At 36.8% G+C, this 25,639-nt stretch carries 22 protein-coding genes; 9 read left to right on the plus strand and 13 right to left on the minus strand.

The window, feature by feature from the left end:
• Positions 1-3: 3 nt before the first annotated feature.
• The 5 genes from J0M37_01310 to J0M37_01330 all read right to left on the minus strand — a co-directional run bounded on the left by J0M37_01310 (position 4) and on the right by J0M37_01330 (position 7,090).
• Positions 4-1,101: a calcium:proton antiporter gene (locus J0M37_01310; protein ID MBN8583704.1), complete on the minus strand. Its 1,098-nt coding sequence runs from the start codon at positions 1,099-1,101 to the stop codon at positions 4-6.
• Between the two features lie 68 nt (positions 1,102-1,169).
• Positions 1,170-2,078 carry a nitroreductase family protein gene (locus J0M37_01315; protein MBN8583705.1) on the minus strand — a complete coding sequence of 303 codons (909 nt, stop codon included), beginning with the start codon at positions 2,076-2,078 and terminating at the stop codon, positions 1,170-1,172.
• 127 nt (positions 2,079-2,205) lie between these two features.
• The gene (locus J0M37_01320) at positions 2,206-2,562 is read right to left on the minus strand and encodes a hypothetical protein (GenBank protein ID MBN8583706.1); all 357 of its coding nucleotides are present in this window, start codon (positions 2,560-2,562) and stop codon (positions 2,206-2,208) included.
• Positions 2,563-2,617: 55 nt separating this feature from the next.
• The gene (locus tag J0M37_01325; protein ID MBN8583707.1) at positions 2,618-4,690 is read right to left on the minus strand and encodes a hypothetical protein; all 2,073 of its coding nucleotides are present in this window, start codon (positions 4,688-4,690) and stop codon (positions 2,618-2,620) included.
• Between the two features lie 576 nt (positions 4,691-5,266).
• A complete protein-coding gene (locus J0M37_01330; protein MBN8583708.1) occupies positions 5,267-7,090 on the minus strand; it encodes a VCBS repeat-containing protein in 1,824 nt (607 codons plus the stop codon).
• A gap of 170 nt (positions 7,091-7,260) precedes the next feature.
• On the opposite strand from J0M37_01330, the gene J0M37_01335 reads away from it, so the two are divergent.
• The gene (locus J0M37_01335; protein ID MBN8583709.1) at positions 7,261-8,739 is read left to right on the plus strand and encodes a hypothetical protein; all 1,479 of its coding nucleotides are present in this window, start codon (positions 7,261-7,263) and stop codon (positions 8,737-8,739) included.
• Positions 8,740-8,747: 8 nt separating this feature from the next.
• Here J0M37_01335 and J0M37_01340 read toward each other — a convergent pair whose 3' ends face one another.
• Positions 8,748-10,742: a glycoside hydrolase family 97 protein gene (locus tag J0M37_01340; GenBank protein ID MBN8583710.1), complete on the minus strand. Its 1,995-nt coding sequence runs from the start codon at positions 10,740-10,742 to the stop codon at positions 8,748-8,750.
• Positions 10,743-10,858: 116 nt separating this feature from the next.
• Between J0M37_01340 and mtaB the strand changes: the two genes are divergently transcribed.
• Together mtaB and sixA are read left to right on the plus strand one after the other, a co-directional pair.
• Positions 10,859-12,166: a tRNA (N(6)-L-threonylcarbamoyladenosine(37)-C(2))-methylthiotransferase MtaB gene (gene mtaB, locus J0M37_01345; GenBank protein MBN8583711.1), complete on the plus strand. Its 1,308-nt coding sequence runs from the start codon at positions 10,859-10,861 to the stop codon at positions 12,164-12,166.
• Positions 12,167-12,670, plus strand: a complete 504-nt coding sequence (gene sixA, locus J0M37_01350) for a phosphohistidine phosphatase SixA (protein MBN8583712.1) — start codon at positions 12,167-12,169, stop codon at positions 12,668-12,670. It abuts the gene before it with no gap.
• A gap of 7 nt (positions 12,671-12,677) precedes the next feature.
• Here sixA and J0M37_01355 read toward each other — a convergent pair whose 3' ends face one another.
• Positions 12,678-13,697, minus strand: a complete 1,020-nt coding sequence (locus tag J0M37_01355) for a site-2 protease family protein (protein ID MBN8583713.1) — start codon at positions 13,695-13,697, stop codon at positions 12,678-12,680.
• Between the two features lie 210 nt (positions 13,698-13,907).
• Between J0M37_01355 and J0M37_01360 the strand changes: the two genes are divergently transcribed.
• The 4 genes from J0M37_01360 (at position 13,908) to J0M37_01375 (ending at position 15,888) form a co-directional block, all read left to right on the plus strand.
• Complete coding sequence (locus J0M37_01360) at positions 13,908-14,522, plus strand: RNA polymerase sigma factor (GenBank protein ID MBN8583714.1); 615 nt, start codon at positions 13,908-13,910, stop codon at positions 14,520-14,522.
• Positions 14,523-14,580: 58 nt separating this feature from the next.
• Positions 14,581-14,991 carry a hypothetical protein gene (locus tag J0M37_01365; GenBank protein ID MBN8583715.1) on the plus strand — a complete coding sequence of 137 codons (411 nt, stop codon included), beginning with the start codon at positions 14,581-14,583 and terminating at the stop codon, positions 14,989-14,991.
• A 39-nt stretch (positions 14,992-15,030) separates the two neighbouring features.
• Positions 15,031-15,246: a hypothetical protein gene (locus J0M37_01370; protein MBN8583716.1), complete on the plus strand. Its 216-nt coding sequence runs from the start codon at positions 15,031-15,033 to the stop codon at positions 15,244-15,246.
• 210 nt (positions 15,247-15,456) lie between these two features.
• Entirely contained in the window at positions 15,457-15,888 is a 432-nt protein-coding gene (locus J0M37_01375) for a CBS domain-containing protein (GenBank protein ID MBN8583717.1), read from the plus strand.
• Positions 15,889-15,945: 57 nt separating this feature from the next.
• Here J0M37_01375 and J0M37_01380 read toward each other — a convergent pair whose 3' ends face one another.
• The 4 genes from J0M37_01380 to J0M37_01395 are packed head-to-tail and all read right to left on the minus strand — an operon-like array spanning position 15,946 to position 19,740.
• A complete protein-coding gene (locus J0M37_01380) occupies positions 15,946-17,436 on the minus strand; it encodes a tail fiber domain-containing protein (GenBank protein ID MBN8583718.1) in 1,491 nt (496 codons plus the stop codon).
• Between the two features lie 12 nt (positions 17,437-17,448).
• The gene (locus tag J0M37_01385) at positions 17,449-17,922 is read right to left on the minus strand and encodes a T9SS type A sorting domain-containing protein (GenBank protein MBN8583719.1); all 474 of its coding nucleotides are present in this window, start codon (positions 17,920-17,922) and stop codon (positions 17,449-17,451) included.
• Between the two features lie 20 nt (positions 17,923-17,942).
• On the minus strand, positions 17,943-18,110 hold the full coding sequence (locus tag J0M37_01390) for a hypothetical protein (GenBank protein MBN8583720.1): 168 nt from the start codon (positions 18,108-18,110) through the stop codon (positions 17,943-17,945).
• 19 nt (positions 18,111-18,129) lie between these two features.
• Entirely contained in the window at positions 18,130-19,740 is a 1,611-nt protein-coding gene (locus J0M37_01395; protein ID MBN8583721.1) for an SBBP repeat-containing protein, read from the minus strand.
• A 334-nt stretch (positions 19,741-20,074) separates the two neighbouring features.
• Between J0M37_01395 and J0M37_01400 the strand changes: the two genes are divergently transcribed.
• Complete coding sequence (locus tag J0M37_01400; GenBank protein ID MBN8583722.1) at positions 20,075-21,511, plus strand: hypothetical protein; 1,437 nt, start codon at positions 20,075-20,077, stop codon at positions 21,509-21,511.
• Positions 21,512-21,606: 95 nt separating this feature from the next.
• Here the strand turns inward: J0M37_01400 and J0M37_01405 are convergent, their stop codons facing one another.
• Entirely contained in the window at positions 21,607-22,044 is a 438-nt protein-coding gene (locus J0M37_01405) for a hypothetical protein (protein MBN8583723.1), read from the minus strand.
• A gap of 29 nt (positions 22,045-22,073) precedes the next feature.
• Positions 22,074-23,756 carry a T9SS type A sorting domain-containing protein gene (locus tag J0M37_01410; protein ID MBN8583724.1) on the minus strand — a complete coding sequence of 561 codons (1,683 nt, stop codon included), beginning with the start codon at positions 23,754-23,756 and terminating at the stop codon, positions 22,074-22,076.
• A 343-nt stretch (positions 23,757-24,099) separates the two neighbouring features.
• Here J0M37_01410 and J0M37_01415 point away from each other — a divergent pair, with 343 nt between their 5' ends.
• Positions 24,100-25,551 (plus strand): hypothetical protein, encoded by a 1,452-nt coding sequence (locus J0M37_01415; protein MBN8583725.1) that lies wholly within the window; start codon positions 24,100-24,102, stop codon positions 25,549-25,551.
• Positions 25,552-25,639 lie beyond the last annotated feature (88 nt).

Genomic DNA, 25,639 nt, shown 5'->3' on the forward strand with positions numbered 1-25,639 from the left:
ATTTCAGACAAAAATAAGGAAAACGAATGTAATGAAAAGAATAAAATGAATAAATCCCTGCAGCGCATTAGATTCCCCATCTTTACAGCTGAGTATTCCCACAAGAAGTGAAACGATAACCATTACGGATTGCAGCGGAGTTAACCCAAGCATTACATCCTGGCTTATCAGCAGACCGACAATAAGTACTGCCGGTATAGTTAAGCTTACAGTAGAAAGCATGGAGCCAAGGGAAATATTAATTACCCGCTGCATATCATCATTCAGCCCCGCACGTATAGCTGTGAGCGCTTCGGGTGAAACTATGATGATTGCAATTATCAAACCTGCAGCAGCAGAAGGTAAATGCAGCTTTGCTATACCGTCATCGACAAAAACCGAGAGGCTTTCAGCCAAAACAGATATAACTGCAATTGTTGCAATAAGCATTATAAAGTTATAAAAAGTGCTGATATCCTTCTTCGGAGGAAGGTGCTCATGCTCTCCGGAAATATTTTTTTTGGCACCTTCGAATTTAAAATAATAATTATGCTCTTTAGACTGCATTCTGAGAAAGAAAATATAAAGCAGCAGGCATATGATCACAAGAAAAATTTCATAAACATCATAACTCACCTGCGGAATTACCAGCGGCAGAAACAGCCCTATACCTACTATCCCGAATATCATTGAAAAGAAGGAGTTGGTGCTTTTTATGTTGTATTTTTGCTCACCGTATTTAAGTCCACCTATCAGCATAATAAGCCCTGTTAGTCCGTTAAGCAGGATCATCAGGGTTGAAAATATTGTATCCCTGGCAATAGCCGGATCTGAATCTCCATGCGTCATCATTGATGCTATCATGATAATTTCAACTGTTACAGCTGAAAGCGTCAATATCATCGTTCCGTATGGCTCACCGAATTTATAAGCAAGCAGCTCTGCGTGATGCACTACTCCCAAAGCCGCATATATTATTACGCTAAATACCAGTACAAATAATACGGCTTCAAGAAGTAATGATTCTTTAATAACAGGGTGACTGCCAAAAGCAGATAAGGCTGCAATTGCCGTCAAGGCAAGCAGAAAGGAGAGTTCTTTCCTGAGAAATTTTACTATCATCAGGGTAAAATAACAATTTAAGAATTAAAATAGGGTAACGAATTTAATATTTCAGACAAGCTGCAGCATCAGGTATAATCTACTTTTGCAAATGAGCGTTTTATTGCTTTTCTGTATTTATATTTCGGATATCCGAAAATGAGGAACAATCCCTCTTTAGATTCTCGGGGTATGTTGTATTTCTTTTTTAAAGCCTTCATATGTTTAAGGAAAGGCGCAATGCTCCCGATCATGCAGCAGCCGAGTCCCAGTGAATGTGCAGCCAACATTGCATATGTTGAAGCTATATAGGGGTCAGCGGGATCAGCATAACCGGAATTATAAAAATATACAGCCAGCGGGGCATCATAAAGCAGGTAATTTTTCTGCGAGGATCTGCTTTTTTCAAAAAAATCTATCAAAGGAGCAATAAAACCTTTGGTTAGCTCATAATCAGCTTTTTTAAGAAATGGTTTCATTAGGGCAGCCATAAAAGGTGAAAAGTATTTTTTCATCTTCTTCAGTTCATCAATAAAATCAAACGAAAAAGCTCGTACTTTTTCTTTACCGCTGAAAATCAGTATACCTACATCTGAAGGCGGCAATCCCATTGGCGCGGTAACAGCAGCATCAAGAATTTTCTGAATTAGCTCTTCGGGTACTTCCTTATCTTTAAAATCCCTGATGCTTCTTCTTGATACCAGAAGGTTCAGAAGAGAATCATATTTAGCTCTTACCTGTTTTATAGGCTGGTTTATAAAATCATGCGGGCTAAGAGTTCTGCCATCGACAATAATTGCGCCGGTAGGGCACACAGCGGCGCACTGGCCGCAGGCCATACATCCAAAAAGGGGTTTATTGCTTACAAGCAGCTTATCACCTTCGATAAATAATGAAAAATCCTTGCAAACTTCAACACATGCCCCGCATAAATTACATTTGCTTTGATCTATAGTAAGCGCAGCTGTTTCATTTGTCCTGCTGGTCGGGATCGGCACTTTCAGCCTCCTTTTTTAATCAAAAATAACCATGATCAAAAAATTATAATATGACCTGAGTCATTAAAAAAGCCGTTTTAAAATCAAAACGGCTTTAGTGTTAAAAATATGAATTTTTTTTGAGGGGTCAGCTTCCAAGCATGGGATCCATAGTCATCACAACGTCCATTTTCCGGGTATCTGATCTATCCTGCTGAATCCTTACTTCACACTCCCATGAATGCGCATTTTCATCCTTAAATTTGAAGCGGCTGGTATATGTTTCATCCGGTGTAACTTCTGCGCCTATCTTTTCCCACTTATGTTTTGTACTCAGGCGTTTACAGAATACATCTGAAAATTTTTCCGCAGTAAGATCAGTTTCGACCTTATATTCATATCTAAGCTTTTGGGGCTCTACACGGATTTCCCCTGAATGTAACATAGACCCGAATATGAAGCTATGAAGGGCAAAGACAAATGCTGCTAAGAGAACTTTTTGCATAGCTGTTCAATTTGATTTATGGAAAAGAATGTTAATTAAAACTTATATTTATGAACTAAAAATTAAATTCATAACTGACCTTAAAATATCTCCTTGTGTACTGCAGGCGGTCACCATCAAGATTAAGCACTAGATAAACATTGCTTCCGCCGAAAAACTCATACTGCACCATCGTATTCCATAAAGCGCGTTTGCCGTAAGTATCTTTCTGAAAATATGACCTGAGGTAAAGCTTATCAAAAACCTTTAAATCAAGCTTAACGCTGTAAATTGATTGCTTTACGTCAGCAAATTCACGGTAGTTATAACTTCCAATAAGCCTTAACCTTCCGAAAAACGAGAGGTCAATATTTGCGTATGGGTTATATAGAGTAGAGCCAAAATATTTACCGCCATAGAAACCTGCGCTTATAGAATTGCTGCCAAAAAGAACTTTTGCGAATGTTTCTCCTAACACATTATCGTAAGTAATTTTTTCATTATTGGCATCAAAATCATTTGGCCTGTCGTAAGAAAGATAATGTGAAATGTTAAGCCAGCCATTTACCTTATAAAAAGCGTTGAGGTTAAAACCGTTTTGATAATTAAAGCCATCACTTAACCTGCGGGCACGGTAAAAGCCGGCATTCACTGATATATTGCTGAAAGTTTTTGTATTTCTCACAAACTGGTATCCTCCGCTCACACTTATTTCATCGTAATCATTTCCGTAATTATTAAATAACGTTGATGCGTTAAAGTTGGAATCATACCTGGTATAGCTTGCATCCATGAACGGACCGCCATTGCTGTTCGATTCATAGAACAGGTAAGCATTATACATATTACCGCCTGAACCATCAGCATTAAAGCTGTGAGCGATCTGGGGAATAAACCAGAACCTGGATGGCCCTTTGATCTTTGCATCAACATCAACAACAGTTTCTTTGAAATTATTGAGTGTATCTCTGGTATGAACTATAAGCCCGCCGATATTAAAATCCTGGAAGTTGAATTTGGGACGGGCGGCAATGAACGAACGTTTAGAGCCGGGAGCGAACGGAAGAGTATCTTCCTGAACGTAAACTGCGCCGAGCTTGAACTTATCGCTGCGGTAGGTATAGTTAAAACCGTAATCAATATTGGAAATAGCCCTTGTGTAGAACAGGTTTATTGGTGTATTAAAAAGATCAAGATCCTTGCTGAAAAACGGGCGTTTTTCCTGAAGGAAGATCGGCCTGCCGTAGAATGAGAACCTGAAGGGATCAGCTTCAAGTGTTGATTCATCTGTATGGAATGTACTTTTTAATTTATGTTTATCAAGGCTAATTGCAAATTCACCGCCGTATTTAAATGCGCCATCCAGGTTATTGAATTTGTTAGCCATCAGGTATGGGGTTAAATTAAACCTAAGATTTAATTTTTCATCAAACGGTGTTGTAATATCGTATTTATAGAGATTCTTCAGGTTCAGCAATTCCGCATCTTTTGCTATAGAGTAGTAATAATAATTTCCGTCAGGCTTATATGAAAAAAGCTGCAGATCTATGCCAAACTGTTTTTTATTCTTATTCTGGATCCTGTCAACCGGAATCTTTATTTCCAGCTCAACATAGCCGGGTTGTCCGTCTTTAGGCTCACGGATAATTTTTGACTTATTTTCCCATTGCCAGTCCCACTCATATGACTGGTTGCGCTGGTTATACACAAGCGCATCGCGCTGGTTATCAAGAAAGCTTACTACAAAAATGTAACCGTTCTGAGATTTATTTTCCAGGTCCAGCAGTATAAAAAATTCGTTCTCTTCTTCAGTGCTTCTGTCACGGGTTAAGGATTGCCTGATGAGCTTTCCTTTAGGCCAGTATTTTATAGCAATGTATATAGCCTGTCTATCCTGTTTTACATAAGCAATGGTACTGTCATAATCTTTGCTTTCAGATTTAGGTATCATCATGTTAAAATCAGTGAAAACTTTAGCGCCGGACCATTCGCTTTCATTGATAATACCGTCAACTTTTGTATCAGATGTTTTTTTCGGAGAGGTTTTTTCATCGCCGGCAATTTCATTTCCTGCCTGCGCGTACAAGGATACGGCAAAAAAGAAAAGAAATAACAGGTTCAGAAATATTTTTGTAAAAAATTTTAACATTAACTTAAATTAAATCATTTTTAGAAATATCATTTATTGAAAATTGCTTTTTTAAACGGAGGAGATATAAAAGAGCCTGTGCGATGCCTGTCTCAAAAAATATTGCCTATGGGTCAAATACAGGTTAACACTTTCAGAGACAGGCGGCAGCCTACTTTTAACTAAGCCGCCTTCACGCTTGAGCCCTCAAAACAAGCGTCGCCCAATCGCACTGCTCTTTCATTCTTTTCCAGAAGGAGAAATTCTATAGTCTGTTTAACCAAACTGAATTTACCTTTTGATGCTCCTGTTTTTAAAAAGGTTTACTTCCTTTAAATGATTATTTAAATTAATGATACGTTTATGCTTATGATAACTTAGACAATTATTTATCCTGCAGTGTGACTATAAATATAGTTATTCAGAAAATTTAAACATTGCAGGACCTTTTTGATATTAACGCACCATTAATATTCTATTACAAATTTATAAAAATATATATAATAAACAATATAACTGCTTATACATAATTTGGATGATTGAGGTTATCAATTGGTTTAAAATTATATATTGTTGTTTTTATGTGATTTATATAATTCATTTAAGCAGGATCATTTTTTTGGTTATGGAATATTTATCACTATTTAGCACATAAAAATAAATCCCGCTGGGATTGCTGCCGGCTTCCCAGCTAATTTCATATTCACCGGCCAAAAACCGGCGGTTAGCCAAAACGGCAACTTCTTTGCCGGTTATATCATATACAACAAGCTTAGTAATATTTTCACTCAATCCCGCCGGAATATTGAACCTTATAGTAGTTTCGGGATTAAAAGGGTTCGGATAGTTCTGCTGAAGATCAAAGCCTTCCGGCAGCTCAATTCCGTTATTCTGGATACCGATTATACCTGTTCCCTGAACAATGCGTATTATCTGGTTCACCTGTACGCCTGTATAAACTTCAGTGCTGCCGGAAGACCATTCAACAACAATACTATCTATAACTGCTGTGTTACCGAGACCAAAATGCAGGTCCATATTCTGCCCGCAATAACCTGACTGCCCTTCAACAGTTCTGATCAGCCATACAGGATTTCCGTTTAGCACTGCCCTTACTTTTACTTTAGACGATATAGGAGAGATATTAGTTGCATTTGCCCCTGATAATTTTACTATGAGCCATTTATTTGAATTTCCGTTATTTAAGTATGCTGTGTTGTTTTCATTTTCTCCGAAAGTCCTTGCAGTAAAAAGATCCAGGTCGCCATCAGCATCCCAGTCAGCCCAGGCAAAACCGTATGAATATCCAAGATCATTAACAATTTCGCCATCAGTTATCTTCTCAAATGAAGGAGTACCTGATTCAACCAAAAGATTTTTATACAGACAGTTTGTAAGCGGTACATTGGCGGGACCGTAAGCCTGGGTAACATACATATCAAGATCGCCGTCATTATCATAATCTCCCCAGCCTGAGCAGGCAAAATAACCATTTTCATTAACAATGGGATCATTTACAATACGTGTAAAATTAAAATTACCGTCATTTCTGAAAAGAAAATTCTTTTGATTTTCAGAATTTGTTACAAAGAGATCGAGATCACCGTCATTATCATAATCTCCCCAGCTTGAGCTCCATGAAACACCTCCGCTTGTTGTGGGCGGAATGCCTGTAACAGAAGTAAAGTACCCGGCTCCGTTATTTTTATACATATAATCAACAGCTCCTGATTCATTTGCGATGAAAAGATCAATATCACGGTCATTATCAATATCTACCCAGTTGGCTCCCCTTGAAAGAAGACCAAGACTGTTAAACACAGCTCCTGAATCCACACTTACAAAAGTATTATTTCCTGTATTTTTATAAAGCCTGTTCCGTGAATTATTTGACCTGCTGTTGGTTACTATTATATCAAGTAAACCGTCATTATCATAATCTCCCCAGCTGCATGTTTCTGAAAATCCGCGGTTGGTTACTATTGGTGAATTACCAAGGTAGGTAAAATTACCGCCGCCATCATTTTTATACAGAACGCTTACGGAATCATACCATGTAACAGTGCAGAAATCCAGGAGTCCGTCGTTGTTAAAATCACCCCAGCTTGAACCGTCAAAGGGAAGGCTGTCGTTAACGGGGCCGGTGTTAAAGATTCGGGTAAAGCTGCCGCCATTATTCTGATATAAAAAGCTGCGCTGACCGAACCTTTTGCCGTTACTTACGTACAGGTCAAGATCTCCATCGTTATCATAATCAATAAAGTTCACGCTTCTGGATGCTCCGCCATCATTAACAAATGAGCCTGATGTTATTTTTGTGAAGCTTTGCGATACAGCATCACCGCAAGGAAGCAAAAGCAGAGTAAATACAAAAAAGAAAAATAAATTTTTGAGGGCGAATACGTTCATCTCAATTTTCATAATTTTAATTTGATTAATAAATATTATATCAATTTAATATATTAAACTGTTATAACTCTACCAAAGCCAAAAATGCCTGTAATATTTGATTTCTATTTATATTGGATTTATTGATAATATTCATAATATTGCTGTAATATATAATAATTCAGATAAATCATTAGATTTCTATGAAGGTTTCAAACGATCTTTTTGAACTGATCCGTTCAATGGATAAAACCGAGAAGCGTTATTTTGTTTTGAATTCAGGCAAAGTTAATCGCAGCAGCAAATTATATCTAGAGTTGTTCAAGGCTTTAGATAAAGAAAAAATTTACAATGAAAAAGAATTCAGAAGAAAATATAAAAACGAAAAGTTTTGCAGGAATTTTGCATTCAATAAAAATCACCTTTACGGATTGATAATCAGCAGTTTAACAGACTATAGTTACTCATCAAAGGCAGACGGAAGGATGCATGCAATGATAGCAGAATGCTGGGTACTGTTCAATAAAGCTCTTTACCCTAAATATTTCAGGGCAATTGCCAAGGCTAAAGAATTTGCATACCGCCATGAAAAATTCGGATACCTGCTGCAGATACTTGATATGGAAAGAATTATCATTCCCAAAAAGCTTATACAGGTTCAAAAAGCCGATGAAATCATGAATGAAGCTTCTGAAGCTGCCGGTAAAATGCTGAAAATATTTGAATACGGAAAAACCTCAAGCCTGCTCTTGAATAATTTCAGGTATTACGGCCTGAGCCGCGATAAAGAACAATCACTGGTGCTGGACAGAATATTAAAGGAAAATTTACCGGAAGCTGAAAATGAGGTTCACAGCAACAGGGCACTGGAAGGATACTGGAGAGTAATTGAAATATTATCAGGCATCAAGGGAGATAATGAAAAAAGATATGAAGCTTTATTAAAAAGATATGAAATTGTACAGAAAGATCCATACCCCTTTAAAGATTATATACTAAATTACCCTGTCAATATTCTGTATGCTTTAATAGAGTGCTGCCTTCCTCTGAATAAAGCAGAAGAAGCTGAATACTTTATGTCTAAGCTTTACGGGGAAATAAAAAATGAAAAATACAGCATTGATGATTTTGAAATATTCAGGGAATACCTGAATTTAAGGATATATTTAAAAAAGGGAGAGCAGGATAAAGCCGTTAAATTAATCCCGAAGCTAGAAAAAATTCTGATAAAATATAAAGATAAACTACAGATAGATACAGAGCTTTCAATAATGTACCATATTACAGTATGCCGGCTTGAGGAAAAAAATTACACAAAAGCATTACATGCGGCTAATAAGCTGATAAGCCACCCTTTACTGAACAAAAGATCAGATTATGAATGTTACATAAAAATTATCTACCTCATCATTCATTTTGAGCTCAAAAATTTTGAGCTTTTGAAACATCTGCTTATAAGCACATACCGATATCTCTGTAAACATGAAAAGCTGTTCAAAACTGAACAGCTTGTAATTGATTTTATACGCAAGCTTCAGAAAGTAAAAACAGATGATGACCTAATATTCAACTTCAGTATACTGAGCAAAAATCTCTCACAGATAAAAGAAGATAAATACGAAAAAAATGCATTTGAATATTTTGACCTTTTAAAATGGGTAAACGGAAAACTGAAGAAGTAAAAAACTTATCATTTGATTTTATTAAAAATTGCGGCAAAGCCGCCCCCTTTAACCATTTTAAGAGCTATTTTATTTGATGAACCGGTATTCAGCTTTGAAATTATGACTTTTTCAGGATTGGTGCTGCCATCTGAAGCATCAGAATAGATCATTGCGTCATATCTGCCGCTGCCCAGGAAACTTAACCCAAAATTAACATCTCTTGAATCAGAATTTGTCATACCGCCAATGAACCATGAATCCTTAAATTTCCTGGCAATTATTATATACTCCCCTATTTTACCATCAATTACAATTGTGGAATCCCATGTACCGGGAAGCTGCCTGTAAAGATCAAATTCAGGATACATCTCATAAATTTTGGGAGATTCACACAGCGATTGAATGCCGGTTTCATATACAATGGGCATTGCAAGCTGCTGGCAGCGGGTACCTTTTGTCATGGGGTGCCGCCACCTGCCTTCGAACTTTTCTTCGGGAACATTAGTAAATGAACCGGGGGTATAATCCATCGGCCCTGCAACCATACGTGTAAAAGCAAGCGTTACGTTATGCTTGGGGTGAGGGAAGCCGGTTATCCATCTTGCGTTTTCATTTCCAAGCACTCCTTCGTATGTTAAAATATTTGGATAAGTTCTGCTAAGTCCGTCCGGTTTATATGCTCCGTGGTAAGTAACAATCATCTTTCTTGCTGCGCATTCTTCGGCAGTTCTTTTATAAAAATCGGTCATATACTGGTCGTCTCTATCCATAAAATCAACTTTAATTCCTTTAACACCGAGCGATTGGTAATAATTCAAAGCTTCGGTCATTTGCCTTTCAAGCTCATACCACACAACCCAAAGGATAATTCCAACTCCTTTTGATGCGGCATACCTTGTTACTTCCGGCAGGTCAAGCTCTGGCAGTGATTTAGTGATATCATGAACGGCGTCATCTTTAGTAGCATCAAACCAGCCGTACCAGCCGCCATCAAGGGTTACATACTGAAAATTATTGGCGGCGGCAAAATCGATATAATATTTTACGGTTTTTGTAGCAAGTATCTGGTAACCGAAATCCTGGGGAAATCCCCTGTCTTCAGCCCACCAGCTCCATGTAGATTTGCCGGGTTTTATCCAGCTTTCTGCATCAGGAATTTTATTGGGATCATTTAAATTCATTATTAAATTTGATTCAATAAGATCGCCGGCGTTTTCGCCAATAATAAATAACCGCCACGGGCTGAAAGCCGGAGCGCTGCCTCTTACGGAAATATCTTTGTAAACTGTATCAGGCGCAAGCTTTGACCTTAATGTTTTACCTGATGTTTTTACAAGATGCATACCCGGATAATTTGTAATGTTAGCTTCTGAAACACAAACATAAAGATCTTCATTCATTTTCATAGTAAGAGGAAGTGTTATGTACGGGAAGTAACTTGTTGAATCACCGGGTTTGTTATCGATATTGCTTAGCCTGTACTCTCTGTATTCACCTTCATAACTGTGCCTGAAGCGGTCTTTCTTCATAGCCCAACACTGATAATCGCCGGCAAAGCTGAAATAGGTTTCTTCTGTAGAAATTATGAACGGGCTCATGCTCTTTTGCGCAGGGATACCATATCTTACAGCTGCTCCATCATTATATGCCCTGAAATACAGATCGAGTTTTCTGTTTGGCGAACTGCTTTCTTCGAGAGAAATTTTTATTTCATTGCAGTAATTTCTTGAAAACGCAGATTTACCGGAATATATTCTGAAAGTTTCATCTATTGAATTGGTTTCAGTACCTGAAATTTTAAAGCCACTGTTAAGCTCACCTGATTCTTTGAAATTCAGACCCAGGTTTGACCAGTTTAAAAATCCATTTGTTTTGTACGAAATTCTGTATTGAGGTTCACCATCGGAATTCAACCTGAAATTTACTTTTACATTTCCGTCAGGTGAAGTAACGGAATACTGCGAAAAGGCTGGATAAACACCGAATAAGACTATAAATGTTATTACAATATATAATTTCATACAAACTGTTTTTAATTGCTAAAAATGCAACAATTTAGTGTAATATACACTATAATTAATAATTCTGTAAATAAAATTCCATTATATATGTATCAATTTGTTATTAACTTTGTATAATGGCTAAATCTGTATCATTACATACTCTGGGCTGCAAGCTAAACTACTCAGAAACATCGACGTTAGCGGGAAAATTCCATTCAAACGGGTTTAACCTGAAGGAATACGGCGAGGCTTCTGATATATTTGTGCTTAACACATGCAGCGTTACTGAAAATGCCGATAAGGAATGCAGGCAGATAATAAGAAGTGTGCTTAACAGGAATCCGGAAACTTATATTATTGTAACAGGATGTTATGCACAGCTTCAGCCGAATGAAATAGCGGAAATTCACGGAGTAGACCTTGTACTTGGTGCCAATGAAAAATTCAGATTGTTTGATTACATTAACGGTTTTGAAAAGAAGGATCTTTCTTGTGTATTTACATCACCTGCAGATGAGATAACAAACCTGGATTATGCGTATTCAAGCGATGTTGAATCAAGAACGCGGGCATTCCTAAAGATACAGGATGGCTGTGATTATAACTGTTCATTCTGCACCATCCCGCTTGCCCGCGGAAAGTCCAGAAGCCTGCCGGTAAATACTGTAATAGAAAATGCCATAAAGTTACTGGATCTTGGCTACAAAGAAATAGTACTTACAGGGGTTAATACCGGTGACTATACTTATCAGAACGGAACACCGAAAGTAAATAAGCTGGCAGATATACTTTATGAGCTTGAAAAGCTTAACATTCCCAGGATACGGATAAGCTCTATTGAACCAAACCTTTTGAATGACGAGATCATCGAACTTACAGGCTCATCGGATAAATTCTGCAAACATTTCCATATTCCGCTTCAAAGCGGCGATCCGGATACATTAAAGCTGATGAGAAGAAGGTATAACAGGGATTTCTATGAGGGCTTAATAGAAAAATTAAATTCTAAAATTCCGGGTATTGGCATAGGCGTTGATGTTATTATAGGTTTCCCGGGTGAAACCGCTGAACGTTTCGGGAATACTTTAAGCTTCCTTGAAAACCTGCAGATAAGCTACCTGCATGTATTCACATATTCTGAACGCAGGAATACTTATGCTGTAACTTTGCCCGGCAGGGTTGAAATGAAAGACAGGAAAGAACGAAGCAGGATATTGAGAGAGCTTTCCAATAAGAAGAAGATGCAGTTTTATTCAGTTAACAAAGGGAAAAAACATAAGGTCCTTTTTGAAACTGCCAAAGAAGATGACCACATATACGGATTCACGGATAACTACATAAAAGTAAGAACAAAGCATAAGGCTGAACTTGAAAATAAAATTACAGATTTTGAAATAACAGGTTCAGAAAATTATATGTTTGCTGAAGGAAAAATAATTTAAATGGATATTTATATAATAAGGCACGGTGTGGCAGCTGATCTTGACAGTGAAATTGTTGAAGAAAGCTTCCGTTATTTAACTATACACGGAAGGAACCACTGCAGGATAGTAGCCCAGAGGCTGAAAGATATGAAAATTCGTTTCGACTGTATTTTATCCAGTCCTTTGGTAAGAGCGGTACAAACCGCTGAGGTTTTTGCTTCTGTGATGAAATATGATGAGGAGATCAAAACAGCTATTGAACTTATAGGCGGCAGCACTTATAATCGCTTTCACCAGCTAATTAAAAGGTATTCACATCATAATAGTTTAGCTGTTTTCGGACATGCGCCTGATGTAAATTTATATTCATTAAGCCTGATAAAGGATAACCCGGTAAAAGACCTTCAGCTTAACTTTAAAAACGCGAGTGTTTGCAAAGTAAAGTTTGATCCTTCAACAGCCGAGGGAAACTTTGAATGGTTTCTGAATTCAGAGAATATGAAGCTGATAGAAAAGCCTTAACAAAGATCTAAAAATCCTTTATCGGCGCGGGAGTAAAAGAGCTTATGAACATTATAAAAGCAAACATTCCCAGCATTTTTCTTCCAAATCCAAGCTTACCCTGATCATAGAACGGCGGGTGATCTATTTTAATCACAAAGAACAGCACCACAACCCATATAACCCACATAGGTGAACCAAGATCAGGATAATTTATAACTTCCATATAATTCATAATCCCGATAACTGACATAATAACCAGTAACCCGAAAAATATCCTTGTTACAATTTTATGCTTATTACCAAGCAATGCGTAAATAATGTGACCTCCGTCAAGCTGTCCTATAGGCATTAAATTCAGTGAGGTAACAAACAGCCCGAACCATCCTGCGCATAAGAAAGGATAATGATAGATCTCATTCATTGGCGGAATAAAAGCATTTTGAGGAAGCGGTAAAATTGCTTTCAAAACTGAATAGATGAGAGTATTTGAAAAAGTAAGTCCGGATACGGGCGGGATACCGCCGGTAACATATTCAGGGTGTATTGCATACAGGTAATCTATAGAAGGAAGCGTGAGTAAGCCGTATATAATAGATGCTACTGCAACTACAAATCCGGCAATGGGTCCTGCAATTCCGATATCAAAAAGCGCCTTTTTCGTTTTTATCGGTTCACGGATCCTGATAACTGCTCCCATTGTTCCGAATGGGTTAAGCATTTCGGGCATAGGGATATAAAAAGGAAGTGTAGTATCAATTTTATGAATCCGCGCGGCAAAGTAATGCCCGAATTCATGGAATGAGAGGAACATTATAACCAGCGCCGCATAAGTAATACCAAGATGGAAATTGCTGATATCGTAGGGATCTTTTCCCAGCCAGTATACACCTCCCATAGTTGTTGTAACGCAGGTAGCAAGGAACATTATAATATAAAGCCATGGGCCAATGGTTTTCTTTCTTAACGGGATAAAATTATAGTTTTTATCCCAGTTTTGTTCACCCGGCTGCTGAGGGTTTCCGTAGTTAGGTATGTTTTCCTGCAAAATAAATTGATAGTTTGGTACAAATTTAATGCTGATTACCGGTGATTAAAAAGGAAATAATTATTCTTGGATGGGTTTTTAATTATATAACGCCCCCCTGCGGGGCTGAAAAAAAATGGTTTGATTAATAAAACTTAAAATAAATTTTTTTAATACCCGTCTAACTAATTAGAAAGAAATAATGTTATTAACGCAAAACAAACCATTTAAATGGAAATTGCTGTTGCCGGGGAGCTGAGTAAAGATCTGACTTTGAAAGAAAATCTTGAAAAACAAAACTCCCTTTTAAAGGAAGTTATCGAAAAAGAAAGCCCCAGGCTGCTTGGCTTTATTAAGCGCAGAGTAGCGGTGGAATCAGACGCGGAGGATATCCTTCAGGATGTATTCTACCAGTTCACTAAAACTATGCGTGAAGACCCTGTGGAAAAGGCGGCATCATGGCTGTTCAAAGCTGCTTCAAACAAAATAATAGACTGGTACCGCAAGATAAAGCCTGTTTCACTGGATAAAATCAATGAATCTCTTTTTGATGAAGATGTTAATACTTCATATGGCATTGAGGATGAAAATTATACAGATACCCAGTCACAGGATATACTTTACAACAGGCAGGAATTCTGGCCAATGATGGAGGAATTACTCAATAAGCTTCCGGAGAAACAGCGTGAAGTTTTTATAATGCATGAATTTGAAGGAAAAAGCTTTAAGGAAATATCAGAGATAACAGGTACAGGCATTAATACACTTCTTTCAAGAAAACGCTATGCAGAGATATTTCTTAGGGAAGAATTAAAAGAGCTTTATGATGAAATTACATCAAATTAAAAACAAAAATTTTCAGTGAAACTGAAAAAAATTATAAATACAAATTCCGGGTAACAAAATGAAACACAGAAAGATCATCAGAGGACCGCTTTTTTTGCTAAAACTTATTCTGATACTTGCATTCACCTCAGCAGTATTAATGTTTTTATGGAACGCGCTTATTCCGCAATTATTTAACGGTCCGCAATTAAATTACTGGCAGTCTGCCGGACTGCTTTTGCTAGCAAAAATACTGTTTGGTTCTATTGGCAGAGGATTCGGAAGGAGAACACATTACCGCTACCCTGAAGAGATGTGGAAGCAAAAACTTCGCGCAAAATATGAAGCAATGACACCTGAAGAAAAAGAGAAGTTCAATAAAAAATGCAAAAGCAGGTTTGTATTCACTTTCAGCGATGATAACAACGAATCAGAAGCTGCCAAGGCAGAAGCAAAGGAAGAGCCACTAAATAAGAATAAAGAAAATTAATAATAATTTTTTAAATAAGAGCTAAATAATACTCAGAATATGGAAATATTCGTTTTTCGAACAGGAGTAATTGATCACACAGGTATAAGTAAAATAGCACCGCAGCTTAATTCAATGACCGGTATTTACAAATGGAACTTTGACCTGGATGACCACGAAAAAATTTTAAGAGTAGAAGCAGCAGGAATATTACCCGGACAGATAGTAAAAGTGCTTGAAGGCATGAATTACCATTGCGAAGAGCTGCCTGATTAATAAAAAATAATGATTTAAAAATAATCGAATATCTATAAGTAATTCAGAATTTTTGTTAAAATTTGCCAAAACTTAATACCTTTACTGAATGTTCACTATTTAAAGTTGCATTAAGTTAGAATAAATGTTATTTTAAGATATCACCGAATATATTAAGATAACTTTTTTACGGTCAGCTAAACCGATCCTGGCCAGAAAGGAGTACCAACCATGAAATCACTTCGCGATATCTGCACACACAAACCTATGCACTATGTAAATACAGGTATGACTGTATATGAAGTTGCTGGAGAAATGGCAAAGAATAATATTGGCGCTGTACCGGTTCTGGATGAAGGTGGAAAGCTCAAGGGGATTTTTTCAGAGCGTGACCTGATGACAAGGTGTGCTGCAAAAAAGCTGAATATGGAAGAAACCAAAATTGACGACGTTATGACAAAAGGAGTGATTTTAATGGAAGCCCATGATTCTTATAATGACTGTATGAACATTATGAAGCAGGAAAATATCAGGCATATGCCGGTAAGAGATGGTGAAAAGCTGATTGGTGTTGTATCAATGCGTGACCTGATGGCTGAAGATGCGGAAGAGAAGAAACAGGAAATTGAAAATCTGAATTCATATATTTACTATTATAAATAAACAATTTTAAATCGCAAAAGCCGGAAGAGGATTTCCCTTCCGGCTTTTTTATTTTTTTTACTCTTCTGATAACTTTAACTGTTCTGATAACTTAATCTGCTTTATATCATCTTTGCTGTTTTTGATGGTGCTGATTAGTTCTTTTATTGAGGATAACTCATTTCTTAAACTTTCAATTTCATTTTTCAATATTGTAGTTTCAGCAATTTTCTGATCTTCGAGTTCCCGGTTTTCTTGTTTCAGCTCCTGTATTGCTTTAATTATGGGGGCGAAGAGATCATTATACCTGATCTCATAATTTCCGTTCTCATCTATATTCAGCATTCCTAAAATTTTTGTATCTGTACCGCATTCATTTAATGCTTTTTCAAAATCCTGTGCAATTAAGCCAAGCTCTGTTTTTTGAGTGTTATCATTTTTCCTTGTATAAGAAACTGGTTTTAGCTTTGAAATAAATTCCAAACCGAGGTTAAGCGGCTTGATATTTTCTTTCCACCTTTCATCTGAAGTAATGCTCCACGCAACCTGGATCCCTGCATAAGTAATATTAGTATTACCAATGCGAACCTGGTTGTTTCCGGATGGCGAAGGTACATATGCATCATATCCAAGTGTAATATTATTGTTACCGGTAGTAATGTTTGCACCTGATTGATATCCAACAGTTGTATTTTGGTTGCCTAAAATGTTATTATAAAGCGCTAAGGGTCCAATTGCTACATTGTTGCTGCCAATGGTGTTACTGTTAAGCGCTGTACGCCCAAATGCGCAGTTATTTGTGCCTGTGGTATTATTATAAAGTGACCCTGTGCCAAAAGCCGAATTATTGCTGCCTATGAGGTTAAAACAAAGAGCTCCATAGCCGAAAGCATCATTATTAAAACCTGTTGTATTGTTATAAAGTGAACGGCTTCCGAATGATGAGTTAAAAAATCCCGAACTGTTAAAGTGCAGACTTTTATTCCCGAAAGCAGAATTGGAAAACCCGGATGTATTGCTGAAAAGCGAGTGAAAACCATGAGCAGAATTACTATCACCAGTGGTATTAAACGTCATAGAAAGATTTCCGTAGGCTGCATTATACTTTCCGGAGGTATTGTTAAACATGGTTCCCGCGCCAAATGAACAGTTAAAACTGCCTGTTGTATTTGAGTACAAAGCCTGAAGCCCATAAGCAGAGTTATGGCTTCCGGTAGTTAAACCTGATAATGTTTGGTAACCCGTTCCAGTATTTGCTGTACTTTCCTGCCCCGTACCTGTCATTGTGAAATTACCTGACTCTATCCCGAGAAAAGTATTAAAACCTGCAGAACCTGTAGGGAAATAAGTATGCAGGAACCTGGCAGAGCCTTTTAGAAGCGTACCATATTGGCTTCCCTGCAAAGGTTCAAACAGGTTCAATGAACCGTTAACCTGGTTAACGGTAAAAAAAGTATTTGAAGTATCCCTGATTATAAATTTTCCCCCAGTACCAAGCTTACCGTTGATATCCTGTGATAAAATAGCAGAAACTGAAAGTAACAAAGTGAGAATTATAAATTTTTTCATAAATTTATTATTTTATTTAATTAAGCTTAATTTAATTGTCTTTGTAAAATCACCTGCAGTAAACATGAGGAAATAAACACCAGAAGCCATACCGGTCCCGTCTATTGAAAGATCATAGTAGCCCGCATTCTGAGTTCCGGCAAAAAGCTCAGTGGCTCTGCCTAAAACATCAAACAGCATAACAGATACCTGAGACCTTGCAGGAAGCTGGTATTTTACAACAGTAGAAGGATTAAACGGATTGGGGTAATTTTGACCCAGGTCATATTTTACAGGCAGGTTAACTGCCTGTGGGTCCTGTTCAATTCCAATCACAAAGCTGCATAAAGTACCGCTGCCGTATATTAACCCGGTTCCGTTAAATATATTAGCGCAAAGATCAGATTGTACCAGGACACCCATGGATGTACCGGGTTCAAATGTAAGTACACTTTGAGAGCTCAGCTTTGCTGAGAAAATCAGAAAGATAATTATTATATATTTCATAAATTTCATTTTTAAAAATTTCATTTATTTTTTTTGTAAAAAAACACAAATGAACCGCCAATTACACCGCCAAGAGTGAAAGCGGGAATATTATTGAATAAATATCCTATCCCAAATCCAACAGCAGCAACAAGCAGCACCCAAAGAATTTTCTGTAACAGCAGATTTGAAGATTTAATGTTTTCCATTTTCTATATTTTAATTTTTTTATTTAACAAGAATCATCTTTTTTGTCTCTGTATAACTGCCCGCGGTAAGCCTGTAAAAATATATACCGCTTGTAAGCCCTGAGGCATTGAAATTATAATTATAGGTCCCGGCATTTAAGTAATTATCAATCAGCTTAGCAGATTCTTTTCCTGAAACATCATAAACAGCAAGCTTTACTGAGCCATGTACAAGGATATTAAAGCTTATATTGGTTTCAGGATTAAAGGGATTGGGATAATTCTGGCTTAAAGAAAAATGCCCGGGAATTTCATTGTTCAAAGACTGGATACCTGTAACTGAAGTATATTTTACTGTAGCATAATCATTAGCTCCCCCATTACTTGCGCCGGTAACATATACATTACCTGCAGCATCTGTGATAATTTTTGAAGCATAATCATTTCCGTTTGTCGGGGCATTATTATAAGCCATAAGCCATCTGAAATCACCGTTGGAATTGTACGAACATGTTAAGAAATCATCTGCGGTACCGTAAGCATTGGTTTTACCTGTAAGGAAAACATTACCGGCCGCATCCAGCGTCATATCGTATGCCCTGTCATCACCCCCAACATTCAGAGCTCTTACCCACTGTTCAGCACCTGAAGAGTTATATTTAATTGTCAGTACGTCAAATCCGGTAGCACCCTGGTTACTGAATCCTGTTACATAAACATTGCCTGAAGGATCTGTAATTATTCCCTGTGGTCTGTCTTCTGCATTTGCGCCTCCATTATACCTGTAAAGCCACCTGTAACTTCCCGCAGGAGTAAGTGAGTATGTAAAGAAGTCGAAACCTGTTCCGTAAGCGTCAGTATAACCTGAAATATACGCATTACCGGAAGCGTCAACTGCAATTTCAGTTCCTATATCATCACCTCCTGCATTCAAAGTATAAGCATACTGCAGGATGCCGGCTGAGTTATATTTTACAGTTACAAAATCGCTGCTGTTGCCCGGTACATAACTGGAGCCTGTAACATATACATTTCCGGAAACATCAACAGTCATATTTGAAAGATAATCGTTATTATTGCCGCTGTTGTTATAAGTTCTTGCCCATTGCAGCTGTCCGGCTGAATTATATTTTAAGATAACAAAATCCTTTTGCGTTGCTGTATAAGTTGAAATTCCGCCCACATAAATATTTCCTGCAGCATCAACTATCATTTTAATAATTTCATCTTCGCGCGCTTCAGGGTTTGTATATCTAACTTCCCATATTACGGAGCCCGTATTGCTGTATTTAACAATCATTATATCAAGGCTTGTACCGCCGCCAAAGCTGGTTCCGCCAACATAAACATTTCCTGAAGCATCAAGTCCGATTGAATACGCCTCATCGTTGTTAAAGCCGCCATTGCCAATGAACCTGGACTCCCATTGCTGCACACCGGCGGCATTGTATTTAATGGTTAAAAAATCAGAGCTGGTTGCGTTTACAATGCTTATACCTGTAACATATACATTACCGGATGCATCAACTGCCATATCGGTAGGAGTATCGTTTCCTCCTGAAGCGCTGTATCTGGCAATCCACTGTTGAGAAACCTGAGAATATGAAGATACAACACCTGCAAACATTAATAGAATTAATAACTTTTTCATTTTACTCTCCTTATTATTTTATAAATTTTCTGAATTTTATTATGATCAGGAGAAGCACCCTGTAAAACAGAGTGCCTTCCTTAGTTAGCGCACGGTAAAAAAGAATTCACCAATGCGGGATAGCCGGTATGAACAATTTTCCTGAATTTTTGAATGCGAGATTTCATGATCAATTCTTTATTTACGCTAACGATGCAAAGATATATTTTAGACTATGGCGATACAAGAATATTTTAATAAAAATAAATCACTTAATATTGAACTTATTTTACCATATATTGCATTTTCTTAAAAAAATACTAAAAATATTGCTTTAAAATAAATCACCAATAATATGAATAATCTCATTTCATTAATTAATTCATTTGACACGCAAACACTTGATAAATTTGGTGATTACATAAAATCGCCCTTTTTTAACAACAGGGGTGATATACAGCGTTTTTATAAATATTTCATAAACAAAATTCCATTAACAGAAATAAACCGCCGTGAGGTTTATGAAACAGTTTATAAAGGAAACGAATACAATGAACAGGTGATAGTTAATCTTTTCAGCAGGACAAAAAATCATTTATATGGTTTTTTAACAATAACCGGTTTGATGAACGATGAAATGGCTAAAACAAATGCACTGGCATTTGAACTGGCTAAAAAAGGATTGAATAAACAAACTGAAAAGGTAATTGAAGAAGCAATGGAAAATCTGAAAAATGAATTTTACACAGTAGAATATTTAAAAAAATATTATGATTACACTGAACTTAGGGAATCTCTGGCTGTAAGCTTAAGAAATTTCAGGCAGAAGGCTGAAAACGCATTGAACAGAGGTGAAGCATTTGTAAACTACTATATTCTAAATCTGCTTAGAATAGCAAATGATTTTATTGTATATAAATATGTAAACTCAGTGATAGAAAATGATGAGATATTTAACGGCTATTTTAAATATTTTGATTTCGAAAAATACATAAATAATCTTAAACAGATACAGTCTCCGTATTATGCAATTACTGCCGTTTTCTACTACGGGCTTCAAAGTAAAATGAATGATCCTGAAGGCAAGTTCAGAAATGAACTGAAGAAAATAGTTTTTGAAAATCTGGATTCCATGAAATACCAGGACCAGGCATCATGCTGGACAATGTTATTTGGCGCATACATTTTTTCTAATACTCCTCCCAAATATGATCCAAGCAGCGAGATACATGAAATAAATAAATATTTTGTTTCAATGGATATACTAACAAGGGATGAACTGGGCTATATAATGGAAAACAACTATCATAATATTGCATTCCAGGCGATCAACGCTAAAGATTACCAATGGGCTGAAAAATTCCTGAATGATTACAGATCAAAGCTGCCTCCGGGCACTAATGATGATACATATAATATATGTATGGCAAGATGCAGCTTCGATACAAAAAAATATGAAAGCTGTTTACAATATATCAGCAGGATGAAAATTGATAATGTTATGACAAGAACTACTATCGCGACCCTTTCGATAAGGTGCTATTATGAACTGGGGTATTATGAAGAAGCGCTTTCAGGCACAGAAGCTCTCAGGCAGTTTCACAAGAAGAACAAAGTTCTGCCGATGCATTTAAAAAAACCCTTATTTGATTTTGCCGGGTATGCTTCAAGGTTAATTAAGCATAAAGCGTCTCATAAAAAATTTCCAGAAGATATCTACCTGAAAGCTTTAAACGGTATACCGTTCAATTCCAAAATATGGGTAATTGAAAAGATGAAGGAATTGATCTAATTAATTTTTTAGATTGAAGCGAAGAAAAATAATGCAATATTAACTTAAAGTAATTCCCGGGAATAAATAATATCCCCGGGAAATAAAAATTTAACTCAATTTATTGTAACTTCACCTTTTGCAAGATATTTTGACAAATTACCATATTTAAAGTTCGTTTCCTTATCATTTTCATACATAAAATATACACGGTAATTACCCGGCGCGAGATAGATCTTTTCGGTAGTGCAGAAAAATCTTGCGCCATTATGGACAATTTCATAACCTTCTTCAATTCTCATTACATATTCACCCGCAAACTCTGCGTCCCTGCCATTTTCATCAGTTTTATATATACTCCATAAATAAAGCTGGTCATATACTTTCTCGGGCAGCTTTATAAGAAAATTCACACCGGACGCACCGTTCATGGAAGCTGAAGCGCCAACTGGGTTCCAGTTATCATCAACATATTCGCACATATAAAACTCCTGTGCGATTACTTTTACACAGAGAACCATAATTATTATAAATACTGCAGATAGTTTTTTCATTTTACTATTTCCTTTCGCGTGGTTTTTGTTTATTTAATCAGCATCATTTTTTTTGTTTCAGTATAGGATGAAGTATGTATAGTATAAAAATATATACCGCTGCTAAGAGCAGAAGCATTGAATTCAGCAGAATAAGAACCGGCTGATTTATTTTCATTTACAAGCACTGCAGCAAGTTTACCGGTGATATCGTAAACCATTAATGTAACCATTTCACTCTTAGGTATAGTGTAGTTAATAATAGTTGCAGGATTAAAAGGATTTGGGTAGTTCTGCCCAAGCTCATATTCAGTAGGAGCCGAATTATTATGATTAATACCTGTTAATCCTGAAGGCTGGATCTTATGTCCATACAGCTTAACATCAGGTGAATTCCTGCTGTCTTCCCAAACACATACCAAGCTGCCGGAACTTTCTACAGCAGCAGGATTAAAAGAAGTGCTCTTAGGACTTAAATATGATGATACGGGTATATGATTTATGCCCCAGGGAAAAGTACCGGCACTGCCTATTTTCTGTGCGAACAGAAAAATATTAGGGTATGCAGTAGAAGTAGCGGTAACAATGTAAACAGAATTACTGTCACCGCATGAAAGTGAAACAAGTCCGCATGGATCAGGGTTAATCCTGATACCATTAGCCTGAAAATAAGTATTGCCTGCCATATCGATCCTCTGAATGTACGGCCTGCTATCTGTATTTCTTTCATCATCCCAGGCAATATAAGCGCCGTAGTTATTATCATAAGTTATCTGCTGCTGCCACTGGCGTTCAGTTCCAATACCAATGGGTTTACCGGCAGCGCCCCACTGATTGCTTCCGTTCTTAACACGCTGAGCATAAATATCAAAATTGTTAGAGGGAACCCGTTGATCAATATTGGTAATTATCGCACCGCCAACACCATCATGGCAAATGCGGGGAAGAAACATATTTCCTACAGTGCCGCCGTAAGCGTCAAATCCTTCGCTTCCCCATTGTTTAACGCCTAGACTGTTAAGGCTTTGCGCTATAATTCTTTGGCCGCGTTGATAAACAATTATAGATGTCCCGGCCTGCCCGACACATATCTGGGGATTATCAAAATAAATTGTTGAATTTGAAGTAGCTACTACAGAACCATTGCCGCTGTAGTTCCTTGTTCCATCGTGGGAAATATTTTGTGCATGAATTTCAAATTTTGAAACCGCATTGTTATATCTTTTGTATGTTAACAGTATGCCGCCATTCTCATCAGAGGCGATCTTTCCCATTTCATCATCATTTGCTGCATTGTAAGGATCAGTAGCAGCAATATCGCCTGTCCATTGAGGAATACCGGCTGAATTAATTTTTCTGCAGTAATACATGGCAACAGAACCGCTTCTTGTTTCTTTCCAGCAGATAACAGCTCCGCCTGAACCATCCGGTATAGCCATTAATTCAGCAGCAAACTGCTGAGCTGAACTTAAAACCACACCGTTGGTTTGCCATTGGGGAATTCCGGAACTGTTAAATCTCTGCACATAGATCTTATCTGCTGATGCATTTCTTTTATCTATCCATGCTATAATAACTCCGCCGGATGCATCGCTTAAAACAACAGGGGAAAGCTTGCTTCCTGTTGCAGTGCATAACTGAGTATTTATACCCGGATTTGAAATCCACTGGCTGAACAGTGAAGCTGCGCTCAGTGTAATACAAGTGAGCAATGTAAAAATAAATTGTTTCATTTTGTCCTCCTGAAATTTATAGTTTATTGTTGAATTATTTTCTTAAAAATTCAGGGAAAATCCGCAAAAGCAGATCTTCCCTGTTTTGATAGCGCAATAAAACGAACAACCGGTCCGTTTATTACAGCAGATAATTCAATTAACTTACTATTTACAAAAAACTCAAAATTCAATTTTCTTCGGTTGTTTAAAGTTTTATTAATTCGCTATCGAGGCAAATATATTTTACAGCGTAAGGGGAACCAAAAAGAAATTCAACATTAAGTAATCATTTTAGATTACTAAATTTATTGATTATAGAATAAATTAAGTATATTTTAGCTTAATTAGTAACTGCCATATTATGCAAAGATCGATATTCAGCCAAATTTCCACTTTGAAAAATTCTGAATTTGAGAGATTTTCGAAGTATGTTTCATCACCGTTTTTCAATACCCGGAATGATGTTATAAAGTTTGTAAACTATCTTGCAAAGAAGATTCCGCTCACTGCCGGGAATAATATCAGTGATGAAGAAATTTACAGGGAAATATACGGAGGTGCCGGTTTCAGCAGACAGGTTGTAAAGAATCTGCTTAGCAGAACTTTGGCAATGCTGGACGGATTTTTTATTCAGCTTAGCCTGGAAGGCGACAAAGATATGCAGGTAACGGCACTAACAAAAGAATTACAGAAAAGAAAATTGAACCGGAAGGCTGAAAAGATACTGAATGAAAGAATATTGGACCTTAAAAAAAGCTCAGAGTATACTTTAGAATACTATAAAAAAATAAGTGAGCTGAAGGAATTAAAGCATGGCAATTTATCTGAAAGCGATTCTAAACAAAGGATAATCAGTGACGGCGAAAGGTTTTCTGCGGTAATGAAGAGTTTTCTTGTCTCTTTGCTTAGAATAGCAAATGATTATGAAGTTTACAGCTTTGTTGAAAACGCGCCTCAAAGAAATGAATATATCGAAAACATTACAAAAATAATTGATCTTGAACGAGCCTTAAAATTAATAAAAGAAAATGAACCCAATGAATACGCGCTCATTGCATGTTATTACTTTGGTTTACTAAGTAAAACCAACGACCCGCAAAATATTTACAGGGAAAAGCTTAAGGAATTCAGCTTCAAAAATATTGAACACTTCAGACATAACGACAACATTGAATTCTGGCAAATGATCTTTTCTTCTTATATATTTTCTAAGGCCCAAAAAGGGCCGGTTGATGTACAAACCTTGCACAGCATAAATAAAATGTATGTTGAAAAAAATGTGGCGCATAAAGATGAAAAAGGATATATTGATGAGAATAATTATCATAATATTATAATGCAGTCCATTGCAGCAAACGATTTTGAGTGGACAGAAAGCTTTATAAATAAATACAAAGATGAGCTGAACCCTGAAACCCGGGAAAATACTTACAATTTTTTAATGGGATACTTTATGCTTAATAAAGGTGAATACAGCCGCGTCATTCCGTATCTAAGCAAGGTCAGGTCCGGAGATATTCCCGTACAATTGACTATCCGCTGGATGTACATAAGGGCTTATTATGAACTCGGGCATTATTTTGAAGCTGAGTCCACAATTCATGCATTCAAAAATTTTATATCAACCAGCGGCAGAGTAACAAAAGAAAGCCGCTCCACTTATCCTGCTTCTCTGGGATTTATTGATGCTGTGGTAAAAAGCAGGTTATCAGGCAAGAACCTTGATGAAGAAAAATACCTGAAAGCTAAAAATTCCTCATTTATTGCAAAAAAATGGGTAATTGAAAAAATGGAAGAGCTGCTGAATATTTAACAACTATTAACAGTATCAGAATGTTTATCAGTTAATGATGCACTAATTTTTATGAAATTGATTTACATTATTTATTTGACTAATTTTT

The organism is Ignavibacteria bacterium (assembly GCA_017303675.1).
Classification (GTDB): Bacteria; Bacteroidota; Ignavibacteria; order Tepidaquicellales; family OLB5; genus OLB5.